16 protein-coding genes are annotated in these 16601 nt (G+C 72.2%); 9 read left to right on the top strand and 7 right to left on the bottom strand.

Annotated elements, in window-relative coordinates:
- Positions 1-396 precede the first annotated feature (396 nt).
- Positions 397-1320 (bottom strand): NADP-dependent oxidoreductase, encoded by a 924-nt coding sequence (locus SCA03_RS09575; RefSeq protein WP_086817755.1) that lies wholly within the window; start codon positions 1318-1320, stop codon positions 397-399.
- A 154-nt stretch (positions 1321-1474) separates the two neighbouring features.
- On the opposite strand from SCA03_RS09575, the gene SCA03_RS36950 reads away from it, so the two are divergent.
- Complete coding sequence (locus SCA03_RS36950) at positions 1475-2803, top strand: LuxR C-terminal-related transcriptional regulator (RefSeq protein ID WP_086817754.1); 1329 nt, start codon at positions 1475-1477, stop codon at positions 2801-2803.
- Between the two features lie 17 nt (positions 2804-2820).
- Here the strand turns inward: SCA03_RS36950 and SCA03_RS09565 are convergent, their stop codons facing one another.
- On the bottom strand, positions 2821-3606 hold the full coding sequence (locus tag SCA03_RS09565; RefSeq protein ID WP_086817753.1) for a class I SAM-dependent methyltransferase: 786 nt from the start codon (positions 3604-3606) through the stop codon (positions 2821-2823).
- Positions 3606-4103, bottom strand: a complete 498-nt coding sequence (locus SCA03_RS09560) for a MarR family winged helix-turn-helix transcriptional regulator (protein ID WP_030877388.1) — start codon at positions 4101-4103, stop codon at positions 3606-3608. The genes SCA03_RS09565 and SCA03_RS09560 overlap by 1 nt, the downstream gene beginning before the upstream one ends.
- Before the next feature lie 73 nt (positions 4104-4176).
- Between SCA03_RS09560 and SCA03_RS09555 the strand changes: the two genes are divergently transcribed.
- Complete coding sequence (locus tag SCA03_RS09555) at positions 4177-5004, top strand: methyltransferase domain-containing protein (protein WP_030877393.1); 828 nt, start codon at positions 4177-4179, stop codon at positions 5002-5004.
- 62 nt (positions 5005-5066) lie between these two features.
- On the opposite strand, the gene SCA03_RS09550 is transcribed toward SCA03_RS09555, so the two are convergent.
- Positions 5067-5363: a hypothetical protein gene (locus tag SCA03_RS09550; RefSeq protein WP_030891469.1), complete on the bottom strand. Its 297-nt coding sequence runs from the start codon at positions 5361-5363 to the stop codon at positions 5067-5069.
- 321 nt (positions 5364-5684) lie between these two features.
- Between SCA03_RS09550 and SCA03_RS09545 the strand changes: the two genes are divergently transcribed.
- From SCA03_RS09545 to SCA03_RS09535, 3 genes are all read left to right on the top strand, one after another.
- Positions 5685-6023: a MerR family transcriptional regulator gene (locus SCA03_RS09545; protein ID WP_170297973.1), complete on the top strand. Its 339-nt coding sequence runs from the start codon at positions 5685-5687 to the stop codon at positions 6021-6023.
- Between the two features lie 316 nt (positions 6024-6339).
- Positions 6340-6543 carry a cold-shock protein gene (locus SCA03_RS09540; RefSeq protein ID WP_030877404.1) on the top strand — a complete coding sequence of 68 codons (204 nt, stop codon included), beginning with the start codon at positions 6340-6342 and terminating at the stop codon, positions 6541-6543.
- 361 nt (positions 6544-6904) lie between these two features.
- Positions 6905-8395: a DEAD/DEAH box helicase gene (locus SCA03_RS09535; protein ID WP_086817752.1), complete on the top strand. Its 1491-nt coding sequence runs from the start codon at positions 6905-6907 to the stop codon at positions 8393-8395.
- 131 nt (positions 8396-8526) lie between these two features.
- On the opposite strand, the gene SCA03_RS09530 is transcribed toward SCA03_RS09535, so the two are convergent.
- A complete protein-coding gene (locus tag SCA03_RS09530) occupies positions 8527-9177 on the bottom strand; it encodes a TetR/AcrR family transcriptional regulator (protein WP_086817757.1) in 651 nt (216 codons plus the stop codon).
- Positions 9178-9374: 197 nt separating this feature from the next.
- Positions 9375-10568 carry an acyl-CoA desaturase gene (locus SCA03_RS09525; RefSeq protein WP_086817751.1) on the bottom strand — a complete coding sequence of 398 codons (1194 nt, stop codon included), beginning with the start codon at positions 10566-10568 and terminating at the stop codon, positions 9375-9377.
- Positions 10569-10833: 265 nt separating this feature from the next.
- Here SCA03_RS09525 and ppc point away from each other — a divergent pair, with 265 nt between their 5' ends.
- A complete protein-coding gene (gene ppc / locus SCA03_RS09520; protein ID WP_030891479.1) occupies positions 10834-13635 on the top strand; it encodes a phosphoenolpyruvate carboxylase in 2802 nt (933 codons plus the stop codon).
- A 313-nt stretch (positions 13636-13948) separates the two neighbouring features.
- Here ppc and SCA03_RS09515 read toward each other — a convergent pair whose 3' ends face one another.
- Entirely contained in the window at positions 13949-14476 is a 528-nt protein-coding gene (locus SCA03_RS09515; RefSeq protein WP_030877420.1) for a hypothetical protein, read from the bottom strand.
- Between the two features lie 246 nt (positions 14477-14722).
- Between SCA03_RS09515 and SCA03_RS09510 the strand changes: the two genes are divergently transcribed.
- From SCA03_RS09510 to SCA03_RS09500, 3 genes are read left to right on the top strand one after another with little or no spacing between them, the layout of a single operon-like run.
- Positions 14723-15469: a hypothetical protein gene (locus SCA03_RS09510; RefSeq protein WP_141275306.1), complete on the top strand. Its 747-nt coding sequence runs from the start codon at positions 14723-14725 to the stop codon at positions 15467-15469.
- 36 nt (positions 15470-15505) lie between these two features.
- Positions 15506-15937, top strand: coding sequence for a hypothetical protein (locus SCA03_RS09505; protein WP_141275305.1), 432 nt, complete (start codon positions 15506-15508; stop codon positions 15935-15937).
- The gene (locus SCA03_RS09500; protein ID WP_141275304.1) at positions 15938-16591 is read left to right on the top strand and encodes a hypothetical protein; all 654 of its coding nucleotides are present in this window, start codon (positions 15938-15940) and stop codon (positions 16589-16591) included.
- Positions 16592-16601: the final 10 nt, after the last annotated feature.

The following is a 16601-nucleotide window of genomic DNA, read 5'->3' as shown; positions in this document are numbered from 1 at the left end:
CGCGTCCCCCGCGTCCGGATTCCCTGCGGACACAGGGCCGTTGGGGCCGAGTCTTCGCGCCCCGGCACCCCGGCGCCCCGGCGCCCCGACGTCCTCACCTCTCCGCGCCCCGGTGTCCTCGGTTCCACCCCGCCGCTCCGCCGCCCCGCCCGTCCGGGACGGCGATCCCGCGACCCGCAGCATCGATTCCCCGCGTACACAGGGCCGTTGGGGCCGGGCCTTCGTGTCTCCGCGCCGCGGCGTCTTCGCCTCTCCGCGTCCCCGCGTTCTCGGTCCCGTCCCGGCGACCCCGCCGCCCCGCCCGTCCCCGGACGGCGACCCCGCAGCCCACCACCACTCGCGCCGCCCGCGCTGCCCGCGTGCCCCTGCTCGCCCCCGCGGGGCCCCGGCCCCGCACTAACGCACCACGAGCACGATCTTGCCCCGGACATGACCGCGCTCGCTCTCCTCGTGGGCGTGCCGGGTCTCCGCCAGCGGGCGGATGCGGTGCACGGGCAGCCGCAGGGTGCCGGCCGCGTGCAGGGCGAGCGCCTCGGCGAAGGCGGGGCGCAGGTCCGTGACGTCGGTGCCGCCGGAGAAGGCGACGCCGTGCCGGGCCGCGTCGGCGGCGTCGGCGATGGCGACGACCCGCTCGGTGCCGCCCGTCAGTGCGCGGGACGCCACCGTCGAGCCCTGCTGCTGTGCGCCGTCCAGCGCCGCGTCCACCCCGTCGGATGCGAGGGCACGTACCCGTTCGACGAGCCCGTCCCCGTACGCGACGGGCTCGGCCCCCAACTCCCGCAGAAACGCGTGGTTGTGCTCGCTCGCCGTGCCGATGACGCGCACGCCGCGGGCGACGGCGAGCTGGACGGCGGCCGTGCCGACACCGCCCGCCGCCGCGTGCAGCAGCAGCGTCTCGCCCTCCCGCAGCCCCAGGTGGTCCAGGCAGCGCACCGCGGTCTCCGCCGCGACCGGCAGGGCGGCGGCCTCCGCCCAGCCGAGGGTCACCGGGCGGCGCACCACACAGCCGGGCCGGGCCAGCGCGTACTCGGCGCAGCTGCCCGTCTCGGTGCGGCCCAGCACCTCGTCACCCACGGACAGTTCCGTGACACCGGGCCCGACCGCGTCCACCACACCGGCCGCCTCGTTACCGGGCACGTGCGGCAGCGTCACCGGGAAGAACTCGGCGAGCCCGCCCCGCCGGAGCTTGTGGTCGAGCGGGTTGACGCCCGTCGTCCGTACGGCGATCCGTACCTGGCCGGGCCCCGGCTCGGGCAGCGGGAGCGTCGTCGGGGCCAGGACCTCGGCCGGGCCGTGGCGGTCGTACGCGATGGCGTGCATGGCGGGTGGTTCCTTCCCGTGGTGCGGTCTTCGTGCACTCACCCTCGCCCCGCGGGCGCCGGTGCCGCCCCGCCCTTCCGGACGGTCGCACCCGCCCGTCCGGCCGGGTGGCGGGGCCGGTACCCGGTGCACGCGCCGGCCGTACGGTGTGGCCATGAACCACAGCGGCCGGACCACCCCCGAGCAGGCGCTGGACGCCGCGGCCCAGCTGGTGGCGGCGCCTCCGGCGCATCTGCTGGAGCACACCTCCCGGGTGCTGCGCCGCCTCGTACCGCACACCGTCGCGGCCCAGTTGAGCGAGGCCAGCCCGCACGCACCGGCCCGGGCGGCCGGCGCGGAGCCGCTCGCCTCCCGGGTGACCGGCGCCGAGCTGGGCCGGATCTCCGTCGACGTCCGGGTGGGCACGCCCTGGCAGGGCACGGCCGTGCTCGGCGGTGAGCGGCACCGTGTCCTCGGGGTCGCCTCGGCGCCGCGCGGCACCGGGACGGCGGCGCTGCTGGTGCTGGGCGGGGTGCCGGTCGAGCCGGTGGCCGAGCCCGTGCTGGGGACGGTGCAGCGGCTGTGGGATCTGGCGACCGTGCACTCCGCCGGCGTCGTCGCCGCGGCGTACCCGGAGCACACCGCGCTGTCCGGGGCGGCGGCCGCGGCCCGCGACCGTGCCCTGACCGAGCTGGCCGACGTGTGCACCGTCTCCCTCAACGGTGTGCTGAGCGCGCTGCGTTCGCCGTCGCTGGACGACGCCCGGGCCCGCGCTGCCGCCACCGAGGCGGCCGTCGACGCGCTGTCCCGGCTGCGGGGCAAGCTGGACTGGCACGCGCGGTACACCGAGGAGCGGGCCACCGACGCGTTCCGGCAGCTCGTCCGGGAGCTGCGCCCGGTCTTCCGGCACGCCGCCACCCGTCTGGTGCTGCGCCCGCCGGCGGAGGAGCGCACGCTGCCGGCCGAGGTCGCGCACACGGCGCGGGCCGTGGCGCGCGCCGCCGTCCTGGCCCTGCTGGAGCAGGAGACGCCCGCCGGCCGGACGCATGTCGGCTGGTGGACGGAGCAGATGGCGGGCGGGGCGGGCGCGGCGAGGCTGCGTGCCGCCGTCCGCGACGACGGCGCCGGGCGCATCGACCCGGCCGGCCTGCTGTCGGGGCCGCTCGCCGAGCGTGTGGCCGCGCTGGGCGGCTCCCTCGCGGTGGACGCCGTCCCCGACTGGGGCACGACCGTGACGGCCACGCTGCCCCTGACCCGTGCCGGCGCGGCGACGGCCGCCGGCCCGCACCCGCTGGAGGGGCTGCATCCGCGCGAGCTGGAGGTCCTCGAACAGCTCACCCTCGGCCGCCGCAACCGGGAGATCGCCGAGCGGCTGCACATCAGCCCGTCGACGGTGAAGTTCCACGTCGCCAACATCCTGAACAAGCTGGGGGTCTCGACCCGGGGCGAGGCGGCGGCCCTGGCCCTGCGCCCCGGAACGGCCGGGGGCCGGACGACGGCGTGAGCGCCCCGCTCCCGGCGTCAGGGACGCGTCGCCACCAGCAGATCGACGACGTAGGTCTCCTCCACCGTTCCGTCGGGGAAGGCCGCGCGCAGCCGCTCGCGTTCGGCGTCGAGGAACGCGCGGTTCGCGGCCGGGTCCAGGACGAGGAACGCCGAGCGGCTGCCGAGGTTGGCGAGGTGGGTGTCGAGGGCGACGGTGCGCCGCCAGCGGATCCGGCGGCGGGCGACGCGCAGCCCGGCCAGCCCCGCGAGCCGGACGGCCTCGCCGTCGTCCGGCCGCACCGCGGGGCGCGGGGAGGTGCCGCAGTGGCGGGCGATGCGCTCGTGCTGGGCGCGGATCCACGGCACGTCGAAGGCGGTGGTGTTCCACCAGACGGCGAGCGCGCCGTCCGGACGCAGCACACGGAGCGCTTCCGGGACGGAACGCGTCGGATCGGTCCACTGCCAGGACTGCGCGTAGGTGAGCAGATCATGCGAACCCCCGGCGAGCGGAAGCGCGTTGCCGTCTCCCCTCACGAGCGGTACGCGCGGGAGCGCGCGGCGCAGCTCCGCCGCCATCCCGTCACCGGGCTCGACGGCGGTCACCCGGGCGCCCCGCTCGCCCAGCAGCAAGGTGGCGATCCCGGTGCCGGCCCCGACGTCGGCCACCCGGGCGCCCGCCAGCGGACGGCCCAGGAGTTCCTCGACGGAGTCGAGGAGCGCGGCCGGATAGGAGGGGCGGCTCGCCGCGTACCGGGCCGCGGCGGAGTCGAACGCGCGGGCACGGGGCCCGGCCGGGCCGTTCGCCGGCCGTCCGGTGGGCATCAGGTGGGGATGTTGTCGAACGGCGCCGTCAACTGCCGCAGCAGCGAGGCGAGTTCGCCGCGCTGGAGCGGGGAGAGTTCGGCTAGGATGGCGCGTTCCTGGGCGAGGAGCCCGGCCAGGGCGCTGTCGCCGCGGTCGCGGCCCTCGGCGGTGAGGCGGACGAGGACGCCGCGCCGGTCGCTGGGGTCGGGCAGCCGCTCGACGAGGCCCTTCTTGGCGAGCCGGTCGATGCGGTTGGTCATCGTCCCGGAGGTGACCAGCGTCTGGGTCAGCAGCTGGCCGGGGGAGAGCTGGTAGGGGGTGCCGGCCCGGCGCAGGGCCGTGAGGACATCGAACTCCCAGGGCTCCAGCTCGTGCTCGGAGAACGCGATGCGGCGTGCGCGGTCCAGGTGGCGTGCGAGCCTGCTGACCCGGCTGAGCACCTCCAGGGGCTCCACGTCGAGGTCAGGGCGCTCCCGGCGCCACGCTGCCACCAGTCGGTCGACCTCGTCCTCCATACGTCCCAGTGTAGAGGTTGTGTCGACATGAAGTCTCTTGACGTCGAGATATAGCGGGGGCAGGCTGTGGACCATGTGGGACCCCCAGCAGTATCTCCGCCATGCCGGGCCGCGTCTGCGCCCCCTCCACGATCTCCTCGCCCACGTACCCGAAGCCCTCCCGCCGGGAAGGGACGGACCGCCCCGCATCGCCGACCTCGGCTGCGGACCGGGCGGCCCCACCACCCACCTCGCCGACCGCTGGCCCACCGCACACCTCACCGGCTACGACAGCGACCCGGCCATGCTCGACGCCGCCCGCGCACACGCCCGCGACGGCGCCCCCGACACCGCCGGCCGCCTCGACTTCGCCCACGCCGACCTCGCCGACTGGCGCCCCGGCCGGGACGAGCGCTTCGGCCTGCTCTTCTCCAACGCCGCCCTCCAGTGGGTGCCCGGCCACCAGCACGCCTTCCCCGACTGGATCGCCGACCTGCCCTCCGGCGGCGTCCTCGCCTTCCAGGTCCCCGGCAACTTCACCGCACCCAGCCACACCCTGCTCGCCGCACTGCGCAACTCCCCACGCTGGCGCGACCGCCTCGGCGCACCCTCCCGCGCCGACGACGTCCTCGACCCCGCCGGCTACGCCGCCGTCCTCACCCCGCTCGGCTGCACCGTCGACACCTGGGAGACGACGTACCTGCACCGGCTCACCGGACCCGACCCCGTCCTGGAGTGGACCAAGGGCACGGCCCTGCGCCCCGTCCTCACCCTCCTCGCCGACGACCCACAGTCCCGCACCGCCTTCCTCGACGAGTACGCCACAGCCCTGCGTACGGCCTACCCCCCGACAACAGAGGGCACGGACACCGTCACGTACTTCCCGTTCCGGCGCGTATTCGTGATCGCCGTCAAACACTGAGACCGCTGGGGCCCGGCGGCCTGTGCACCCCGCATGCGTCCGCCTCGGACCTGTTCGTCCGGCTACGGCGCGGTCCGCGTGTCCTCCGTGCCGTCCGCCGGGCGCCGCCCCCGGCTCTCCGCCGCCCGCGGCGCGTCCCCCAGCGCGGTGCACAGCTGCCCCGCGAGTGCGCGCACCTGCGGTGCCGGTGTTCCCTGTTCGTACAGCGCTGCCCGCGCCGACTCCAACAGCAGTGCCCCCTGCGCCAGTCGGCGCTCCCGGGCCGCCCGCGCCTCCGGGGTCACGGCCACACGGCGCGGCCTGCCCTCCGGGCCCACCCACGGCAGCAGCCGCATCCCCGTGCCCGAACCGTTCTTCATGCCGTGCTCCCTCCCCCTCGGCGAGGAGCGCCCCCGCGCCCCCCGACGTTGATCCTCTGCCCAGCCGGAACGCCCGACACGCGTCCCGCGGCGCGGGGTTCGTCACCTGTCGGATTCCTCGCCGATCCGCCGGCGGTGTCGAGCGCCCGGCCCGAGCGGTGCGACGGCGCTGTTCGTGGCGGGAAGCGGGCGGTCCCCGGCGTTCGGTCCCGCGTCTCGGCGTGCGGACGGGCGGTCGGCGGGGGGTAGCGTTCTTCCTCACTCGGGGTCCTGGTGCCGGACGGTGCCAGGGCCCCTCGACGCGTCTCCCGAGAGGTGCCAGTGGCCGCGGACGACCCCACTCCGTCGAGCAATCTCGACGACGACGACTACCCCGCCTACACCATGGGGCGGGCCGCCGAGATGCTCGGCACCACCCCCGCTTTCCTGCGCGCCCTCGGAGAGGCTCGTCTGATCGTGCCGCTGCGTTCCGAGGGCGGGCACCGCCGGTACTCCCGCTATCAACTGCGGCTCGCCGGCCGGGCCCGTGAACTGGTCGACCAGGGCACCTCGGTGGAGTCGGCCTGCCGCATCATCATCCTGGAAGACCAGCTCGAAGAGGCCCGGCGCATCAACGAGGAGCTGCGCAACCGGGAGACCTCCTCGAACCCGGACGCCTGACGTTCCCGGCGCCCCCTGCCGCACCGGACCGAGCCGTCCGGAGGCGAAACTTCATTCCGCCGTTGCAGAAAAACTGGTGCTGCGCGATGAGAAGTTCCCTCGCGGCGGGTTCGCAGCAGGAAGCCATCGCGCCCGGCGAATTTCCCGTGTTACGGTTGCGGCAGTTGCAGTTGTGGTTCCCTAAAACTTCAAGTCCTTCTCCAGGTTTCCTGGGAAATTTCTTGTGCAGTTCGGTATTTTCCGGAGGGCGATCATCGCGGCAACTCCGGTTCCGCACAGTGCGGGTACCGGGTACCGCCCCCGAAGGAGATGTATTTTGGCTACTGGCACCGTCAAGTGGTTCAACGCGGAAAAGGGCTTCGGCTTCATCGAGCAGGACGGCGGCGGCGCTGACGTGTTCGCCCACTACTCGAACATCAACGCCACCGGCTTCCGTGAGCTGCTCGAAGGCCAGAAGGTGAGCTTCGACGTCACACAGGGTCAGAAGGGCCCGCAGGCGGAGAACATCGTTCCCGCCTGACACCGACGCGCACGACGAGCTGGGGCACGCACCTGCGTGCGGGTCCCGGCTCGTCGCGTTGTTGCCTGCTCGTCCCACGGCGACGGACCCTCCTCGCCGGCGAGTGCGCGCGCGGCGGCCCGGCCGTCGCCCCCACGAAGTCCCCGGGGAAGTGCGGAAAAAGACCCGCTCCCGGGAATCCCCGCACCGTGTGATCGGCCGCGTATTCCACGGCGGCTCCGGTGCAATTCTCATGACGACCCGGCAGCCACAAGCGGCTTCCGTTGTTTCGTCTTTCTTCGGCCCGGTCTTGCGAATCCGCCCGCTGCTCGTGGCGCCGCGGTGTATTCCTCGATACGTGCCGCATCGAGGAAGGTTCCGCATGAACCCCCCTTCTCGCACCACCGCCCACTCCTCCTCGTCGTCGTCACACAGTGGCGCGGGCCCCGGCCGTGACAGCCGCCGCCCGCACCGGTCGGGCCGCCGCGGCGGACCGCAGCGTGCGTCCCGGACCGGACGAGCCGGCGGACGGAATCGTCCCGCGGGCGCCCCGGAGGAGTTCGCTCTGCCGGCAGGCCGCACCGCACCGCTGCCGCCCGTCGAGACGTTCGCCGGTCTGGAGATGCCCGACCGTCTGAAGACCACGCTCCGTACCCAGGGCATGAGCGTCCCCTTCCCGATCCAGGCCGCGACGCTGCCCAACGCGCTGGCCGGCCGGGACGTACTGGGCCGCGGCCGTACCGGGTCCGGCAAGACCCTCGCTTTCGGTCTCCCGCTGCTGGCCCGCACCGCGGGCCGGAGCGCCGAGCCCGGAAGCCCGCTCGCGCTCGTCCTGGTTCCCACCCGGGAGCTGGCGCAGCAGGTGACGGCCGCGCTCACGCCGTACGCCCGCGCGCTGCGGCTGCGGCCGGCCACCGTGGTCGGCGGCCTGTCGATCGGTCGCCAGGCACGCGAACTACAGGCCGGGCGCGAGGTGGTGGTCGCCACGCCGGGTCGGCTCAAGGACCTTGTCCAGCGCGGTGACTGCCGCCTGGACCAGGTGGCCGTCACGGTCCTGGACGAAGCCGACCAGATGGCCGACATGGGCTTTCTGCCCCAGGTGACCCACCTGCTGGACCAGGTGCGGCCCGACGGACAGCGGCTGCTGTTCTCCGCCACCCTGGACCGCAACGTCGACCTTCTGGTCCGCCGCTATCTCACCGACCCGGTGGTCCACTCCGTCGACCCCTCGGCGGGCGCGGTCACCGCCATGGAGCACCACCTGCTGCACGTGCACGGGGCCGACAAGCACGCGGCGACCACCCGGATCGCCGCACGCGACGGGCGGGTGATCATGTTCCTGGACACCAAGCACGCCGTGGACCGTCTGACCAGGGACCTGCTGGCCGTCGGGGTGCGCGCCGCGGCCCTGCACGGTGGGAAGTCGCAGTCCCAGCGGAACCGCACGCTCGCCGCCTTCAAGTCGGGTCACACGAACGTCCTGGTCGCCACCGACATCGCGGCGCGCGGCATCCACGTCGACAGTCTCGATCTCGTCGTCAACGTCGACCCGCCGACGGACCCCAAGGACTATCTGCACCGCGGCGGCCGCACCGCCCGCGCCGGCGAGTCCGGCACCGTCGTCACCCTCGTCCTGCCCGGCCAGCGCCGCGGCATGAGCCGTCTGATGTCGGAGGCCGGCGTCACCGCGCGGGAGACCCGGGTGCGCTCCGACGGGGCGGACCTGAGCCGTATCACCGGCGCCAGGACGCCGTCGGGCGTCCCCCTCACCGCGGCGGACACCGAACCCCCCGAACGCACCGGCGCCCCGCGGCAGGCGCGCCGCGGCCGCCCGCCCCGGCGACGCCGCTCCTCCTTCCACAGGGCTGCCTAGGGAGTGTTTCGAAGTTCCGCCCCTCTGCCGGGCGGACGCCGCTCCTTCGAGCCGCTCCCGGGCCGGAGGCGTCGAAGGACGGCGGCAGCGGGCCCCACGGGCTCACGGGCCCACGGCCGTGTGCCCGGCGTTCAGCTCTTGCGGTGGCCTATCAGCCGCGGCTTGGCCTCCAGCCCGTCGAGCCCGTGCCAGGCGAGGTTGACGAGGTGCGCGGCCACCTCGGCCTTCTTCGGTTTGCGGACGTCGAGCCACCACTGCCCCGTGAGGGCGACCATCCCGACGAGCGCCTGGGCGTACAGCGGGGACAGCTTGGCGTCGAACCCGCGGTTCTTGAACTCGCGGCCGAGGATGTCCTCGACCTGGGTGGCGATGTCGGAGATCAGCGAGGCGAAGGTGCCGGTGGACTGGGCGACGGGCGAGTCCCGTACGAGGATGCGGAACCCGTCGGTGAAGTGGTCGATGTAGTCGAGGAGCGCGAACGCGGCCTGTTCGAGGAGTTCGCGGGGGTGGCCGCCGGTGAGCGCGCCCGTGACCATGTCGAGCAGCCGCCGCATCTCCCGGTCGACGACGACCGCGTACAGCCCCTCCTTGCCGCCGAAGTGCTCGTAGACGACGGGCTTGGACACCCCGGCCTTGTGCGCGATCTCCTCCACCGAGGTGCCCTCGAAGCCGCGCTCGGCGAACAGGGTGCGCCCGATGTCCAGCAGCTGTTCGCGGCGTTCCTTGCCGGTCATCCGGCGGCGTGCGCGTTTCTTGGGGCCGGGCTTCTCACCGCTGAACACGGCCTTCTCACCGCCGAAACCGGCCTTCCCGCCACCGGGGGCGGCCTTCTCGGCGTCGAAGGGGGTGGAGCTGTCGTCGGTCGGCACGGGATGTGGGGCCTTCCCTGTCGTGGAGCTGTCCTGCCGGCCGCCCCGCCCGGACGCGGCGGGCCGTGGCCGGCCGAGGCCCGGGGCGTCCTGCCCCGGGCTGGACAGCATCATGCCGCGCCGGTCGTCTGCTCCTCGCGGCGGGATTCCCCCGCGGCGACGGCCGCCTCGGCCTCCTGACGTGCGGCCCGCTCCCGGCGTACCTCGTCACGCCGCGACACCTCTTCGGTGGTGCGGCGCCCGTCCAGCCGCTCCTGCTTGGGCCAGCGCACGTCGTACGCCCAGCCCGCCTGCTCGAACCAGCGGATGATGCGCGCGCTGGAGTCGAGCTGGCCGCGGCCGACGCCGTGCCGGGCGCAGGTGGGGTCGGCGTGGTGCAGGTTGTGCCAGGACTCGCCGCAGGACAGGATCGCCAGCCACCACACGTTGCCGGACTTGTCGCGGGACTTGAACGGCCGCTTGCCGGTCGCGTGGCAGATGGAGTTGATGGACCAGGTGACGTGGTGGAGCAGCGCCACACGGACGAGCGAACCCCAGAAGAAGGCGGTCAGCGCGCCCTGCCAGGACCAGGTGACCAGTCCGCCGACGAGCGGGGGGATCACGAGGGAGACGACCGTCCACAGGATGAACTGGCGCGAGATGCGGCGCAGCACCGGGTCCTTGATCAGGTCGGGCGCGTACTTGTGCTGCGGCGTCTGCTCCTCGTCGAACATCCACGCCATGTGCGCCCACCACAGGCCCTTCAGCAGGGCGGGGATCGTCTCGCCGTAGCGCCAGGGCGAGTGCGGGTCGCCCTCGGCGTCGGAGAACTTGTGGTGCTTGCGGTGGTCGGCGACCCAGCGCACCAGGGGACCCTCGACGGCCATCGAGCCCATGATCGCGAGTGCGACGCGCAGGGGCCGCTTGGCCTTGAACGAGCTGTGGGTGAAGTGCCGGTGGAAGCCGATGGTGATGCCGTGGCACCCCAGGAAGTACATGAAGACCAGCAGGCCCAGATCCAGCCAGCTCACCCCCCAGCCCCAGGCGAGCGGCACCGCGGCGGCGAGCGCCACGAAGGGCACGACGATGAACAGCAGCAGTGTGATCTGCTCCAGCGAACGCCGCTGTTCACCGCCCAGCGTCGCGGACGGGAGGGGCGTCGGGGAGCCGGCGGCGGGACGCGGCGAGCGCGCCCGGGAGGCTTCGGGCGCTGAGGACGCTGAGGGCGCGGTGGGCGCGGTGGGCGCGGTGGGCGCTGTGGGAGCGGTGGGGTCTGCGGGATCTGCCTGCGGCGAACTGTCGAGCACGTCGGGGCCTGTCGTCATGGATGTCCCTCACGGACGGCGGTGGCTACGGTTCCGTAACCTACGGTTTCGTAAGTATGGCAGTCATCGGCCGGGGAAGACGAGGGGTGGCCACGCCCCCGGAGCGAGTGCCCTACCCGCGGGATGTACCGCGTGGCCCCGTCGCGGAACCCCGTGCTCAGCCTGTGGACGGACGGTGGTACCCGCAGACGGGCGACCTATCCTTGAGGCGTCGGACAGCGCGGTCCGCCACCTGCCAGAAGCGAAGCTGCAAGGAGCCGCACCTGTGAGCAGTGCCGACAGCAACCGCCCCCAGCCGGAGACCGACCGGGCAGCCGGGCCAGGATCCGCAGCCACCGTCACCGAGCCGGCGGACACCACCGACGCCACCTCCGCGCTCCGCGCCGACATCCGCCGCCTCGGCGATCTGCTCGGCGAGACGCTGGTCCGCCAGGAAGGCCCCGAACTCCTCGAACTGGTCGAGCGCGTCCGGGCGCTGACCCGCAGCGACGGCGAAGCGGCCGCCGCCCTCCTCGGCCGCACCGACCTGGAGACCGCCACCAAGCTCGTGCGGGCCTTCTCCACCTACTTCCACCTCGCGAACGTCACCGAACAGGTGCACCGCGGCCGCGAGCTGCGTGCCCGCCGCACCGCCGACGGCGGCGGCAGCCTCGCCCGCACCGCCGACATGCTCAAGGACGCCGACCCCGAGCACCTCGCCGAGACCGCGCGCCACCTGTCCGTCCGCCCCGTCTTCACCGCGCACCCCACCGAGGCCGCGCGCCGCTCCGTGCTCACCAAGCTGCGCCGCATCGCCGAACTCCTGGAGGAGACCGACCCCGGCGAGCGCCGCCGCACCGATCTGCGGCTCGCCGAGAACATCGACCTCGTCTGGCAGACCGACGAGCTGCGCGTCGCCCGCCCCGAACCCGCCGACGAGGCCCGCAACGCCATCTACTACCTCGACGAGCTGCACCGCGGCGCCGTCGGAGACGTCCTGGAGGACCTCGCGGCCGAGCTGGAGCGCGCCGGCGCCCCGCTGCCCGCCGGCACCCGCCCCGTCACCTTCGGCACCTGGATCGGCGGCGACCGGGACGGCAACCCCAACGTCACACCCGAGGTCACCTGGGACGTGCTGCTGCTCCAGCACGAGCACGGCATCGACGACGCGCTCGCCCACATCGACGAGCTGCGCGGCGCCCTGTCCAACTCCATCCGCAACTGCGGCGCCACCGAGGCCCTGCTCACCTCGCTGGAGGAGGACCTCGCCCGGCTCCCCGAGATCAGCCCCCGCTACAAGCGGCTGAACAAGGAGGAGCCCTACCGGCTCAAGGCCACCTGCATCCGGCAGAAGCTGCTCAACACCCGCACCCGGCTCGCCGAGAAGCTCCCGCACGCCGACGGCCGGGACTACCTGGGCACCGGCGAACTCCTCGCCGATCTCGCCCTCATCCAGGACTCGCTGCGCGAGCACCGCGGCGGCCTCGTCGCCGACGGCCGGCTGGAGCGGGTGCTGCGCACCATGGCCGCCTTCGGCCTCCAGCTCGCCACCATGGACGTCCGCGAGCACGCCGAGGCCCACCACCACGCCCTCGGGCAGCTCTTCGACCGGCTGGGCGAGGAGTCCTGGCGCTACGCCGACATGCCCCGCGACTACCGCCAGCGCCTCCTCGCCAAGGAACTGCGCTCCCGCCGCCCCCTCGCGCCCCGCCCGGCGCCGCTCGACGAGGCCGGAGCCCGCACCCTCGGCGTCTTCGAAACCGTCCGCAAGGCCCTGGAGACCTTCGGCCCGGAAGTCGTCGAGTCCTACATCCTGTCCATGTGCCAGGGCGCCGACGACGTCTTCGCCGCGGCCGTCCTCGCCCGCGAGGCCGGACTCGTCGATCTGCACGCCGGCTGGGCGAAGATCGGCATCGTCCCGCTCCTGGAGACCACCGACGAACTGCGCATCGCCGACGACCTCCTCGACGCGATGCTCTCCGACCCCTCCTACCGCCGCCTCGTCGCCCTCCGCGGCGACCTCCAGGAGGTCATGCTCGGCTACAGCGACTCCTCCAAGTTCGGCGGCATCACCACCAGCCAGTGGGAGATCCACCGCGCCCAGCGCCGGCTGCGCGACGTCGCCCACCGGCACGGCGTCCGGCTGCGCCTCTTCCACGGCCGCGGCGGCACCGTCGGGCGCGGCGGCGGCCCCACCCACGACGCGATCCTCGCCCAGCCCTGGGGCACCCTCGAAGGCGAGATCAAGGTCACCGAACAGGGCGAGGTCATCTCCGACAAGTACCTGGTGCCCTCGCTCGCCCGGGAGAACCTGGAACTCACCGTCTCCGCGACCCTCCAGGCATCCGCCCTGCACACCGCGCCCCGCCAGTCCGACGAGGCGCTCGCCCGCTGGGACGCCGCCATGGACACCGTCTCCGACGCGGCCCACAGCGCCTACCGCGCACTCGTCGAGGACGAGGACCTGCCCGCCTACTTCTTCGCCTCCACCCCCGTCGACCAGCTCGCCGAACTCCACCTCGGCTCCCGCCCCTCCCGCCGGCCCGACACCGGCGCCGGGCTCGACGGACTCCGCGCCATCCCCTGGGTGTTCGGCTGGACACAGTCCCGCCAGATCGTCCCCGGCTGGTACGGCGTCGGCACCGGCCTCAAGGCCGCCCGCGAGGCAGGGCTCGACAGCGTCCTCGAAGAGGCCCACACCCACTGGCACTTCTTCCGCAACTTCCTCTCCAACGTCGAGATGACGCTGGCCAAGACCGACCTGCGGATCGCCCGCCACTACGTCGACACCCTCGTCCCCGACGAGCTGAAGCACGTCTTCGCCCGCATCGAGGCCGAACACGCCCTCACCGTCGATGAGGTCCTCCGCATCACCGGCGAGCGCGAACTCCTGGAGGCCAACCCCGTCCTCAAGCAGACCCTCAAGATCCGCGACGCCTACCTGGACCCCATCTCCTACCTCCAGGTCTCCCTGCTGCACCGCCAGCGCCAGACCGTCGCCGAGGGCCGCCAGCCGGACGAGAACCTCGGCCGCGCCCTGCTCCTCACCGTCAACGGAGTGGCCGCCGGCCTCCGCAACACCGGCTGACCCCTCCACCGGCTCCCCACCGCGCCCGGCGGAACACCCGTTGTCCCGCCGGGCGCGGCATGTGCGCACACCCCGGACGGGCCGGCCACGGCCGCGACACCGACCCCGGCGACCGGCCACCATGGCGGGATGACCGACCCACCGTGGGACGAGGCGCACCACCTCCTCGACCCGGACCGGATGGGAGCGCTGCCGGACCTGCGGATCCCCGGCACCTGCGTGGCGGACTGGCAGCCCCAGCCCGGATGACCAGAACCGGCGGCGAGGCCAAGGCGTCCGGGCAGGGGCCGAGTCCAGCCCCGAGCCCGGCTGATCAGAAGCTCAACAGCGCCCAGGCCCCGCCCATGATCAAGGCTCCGCCCAGGCCCATCGCCCACGCCGTCCGCCGCATCCGCAGCCCGCCCGCCACCACCAGCGAGGCCAGCAGCAGCGCACCGCCCACCGGCACCCAGGCGTACAACACCCCCGCAGGACCCGTCCGCACCGCATGCCGCGACCCCGGCTTCACCGCCACATCCAGCGTCTCGCCCCGCTCCCCGGCGACGAACTCGGCGACGGACACCTTCGCCGGCTGCTTCCCCCCACCGCCGTCGCCCGCACCGGAGAACGGCCCCGAACACTCGCCGTCCCCGCACTCCGCGATCCGCACGGTGCCGCGCACATCCCCCGCCATCGCCGTCGAGACATTGCCCCACGAGGCCCACACCCCCGCGACGACCAGCACCACAGCCACCAACGCCATCAGCCCGGCCCGCGCGACGAGCAGCACCCCGAAGGCGCTCTCCCCCAGCCTGCGTATACCGCTGCGCCGGGTACGGGTACGGGTCGCTCTGCCTGACATGGCCGCGATACTTGAGGACACACCACCAACCGGTCAACCTCCGCGGTCCGCTTTGACCGCGCTTGTCACCGGCTGCGCCCCTCACCTCCCCGAAGGCCCGGACGGCCTGCCCTGTGTGTGACCAACCGACTACAGTCCTGGGGGTCAAGGGCGGAGAGCCGTTGACACCTCCAAGACTTCCAAGCTGCTGCACTGACCCGTCAGTTCGACCTGTGGGGGACGCAACTGAGCACACCGGGGGGAGAGATGAAGGAATCCAAGGTCGCTTGTACCGATCCGATGTCCGTCGATTTCGCGAGTGGAAAAATTCAGGAAGACGGTTCCGGACAGGGGGCCGGAATGGATGACGTGAGGAAGGGGTCCGGGATCCGGCCGGGAAAGTACATCATCTTGGCTGTCGCGGTTGTCGTTGTGATCGTCACGTCGGTCACCTGGTGGCTGTGGCCGACCTCTGAAGAGGAAGAGTTCACCCTACCCGCCAAGGTATGCCGCGGAGCATTTTCCGGCAGGGCTCTCGATTCGCTTTTCGAGAAGGAGACGGGGAAACTCCGTACCCACATCTACCGCGACTTCCCCGACTCTCCTGGCGAGCACCCGGTCTGCGAGTTGAGTGCAGACGTCAACAAAGTGGCTTTTCGTGTCGAGAAGCGCAGCGAGGGCGGAGAGTCACGAGAAGAGCTGAAGGCCGAGTACAAGCACGTGGGCGAGCTGGGTCCCGCTCACGGTGCTTACTCGCGGAGTTCCGGCACGATCAGCCTCTACATCCCCTGCCCGGCGGAAGAGAAGCCGCATCTCGAAATCTTTGTGAATGTCGGGTTCAACGCGGCCCAGATCGACGATGTGCATGCGAAGGGCGCCAAGAAGGCCGTCCGGAAGCTCGCCCACCTCACCGGCTACACCGCCCGGACCCTCGCTCACAAGTACCAGTGCGAGGGCGCAGACGAACTCCCCGACGGGCCCGTGCAGTTGCGAGCGGGAGACGGGAAGCTGTGAGCGGAGTCGGCGGGGATGCGGGGGCCGGGGGCGCGGGTGATATCTCAGGCCGCAGAGGGGCGAGCGGATGGTATCGAGGCGGCCGAGGACAAGGTGGGGGCTGCTGAGCGATACAACGAAGCACTCGAAAAGAAAAGAGAATTTGTCGGCGAAATTGTTGACATGGGAGTAGGGCGTCTTCCTTACGGTAGTGAAGCCGCTGGGAAGGTCGCGGATATGGTGCAGGAGAAGGTGTTCGACGGTTACGAAAAGAATCCCGAAGAGGTTGCACGGCAGGTGTTGGATGAGAGGGATAAATTCATTGCCGAAGTGAAAAGGAAGGAAAGTGATGTGATGGGTGGGGCTGCCGCGTCTGTGGGGCGGGATGCCGGGTTGAGTGGGGTTCCGCTGTCGCAGGTCGAGAACAGGGTGTGGAACCTGGTCAGTGGAGAAGTGGACCAAAATGCCCCGCATCGAGGTGGTAATTAGATGGGGGCTGTGCGGGGAAAGTTCGGTCGTCGGCCGGGGAAGTACGTCGTCCTGCCCATCGCGGTAGTTGTGCTGATTGCCGCATCGGTTGTCTGGTGGCAGTGGCCAGTTGATGAGGAAGAGAAGCTGGCTCTCCCCTCACGGGTCTGTAGGGGTACGTTCTCCGGTAGCGTTTTCAAACCGTTTTTCGAAGAGGATGAGGGGAAGCTTCGGACGAAGGTTGATCGAGAATTACCCGAGTATCCGGCCGAGTTTCCCGTCTGCGAGTTGTCCGGAGACACCAGTAGAGTTTCTTTCCGGATCGAGGAACTTCTCGCTGCACGTGAGTCGCGGAAAGAAATGAAGGCGTCGCACAGGCAGGTTGCGGAGTTGGGTCCTGCCTACGGCGCCACCTGGCAGTACGGCGGCACGATCGGTCTGTACATTCCCTGCCCCAGCTCAGAGAACTCCAGGGCTCACATCTACATGAATGTCGGATCCAGCGCGGCCAAGATGCGCGAGACCAATGTGAAGGCCGCCAACAAGGGGATGCGGAAGCTCGCCGATCTCACCGGCTACACCGCCCGGACCCTCGCTCACAGGTATAAGTGCGAGGGCGCAGACGAACTCCCCGACGGGCCCGTGCAGTTGAGAGCGGGAGACGGGAAGCTGTGAGCGGAGTCGG

This window comes from Streptomyces cacaoi (genome assembly GCF_006539165.1).
In the GTDB taxonomy this organism is placed as follows: domain Bacteria; phylum Actinomycetota; class Actinomycetes; order Streptomycetales; family Streptomycetaceae; genus Streptomyces; species Streptomyces cacaoi.
This window is presented reverse-complemented; position numbering and strand designations above follow the sequence as displayed.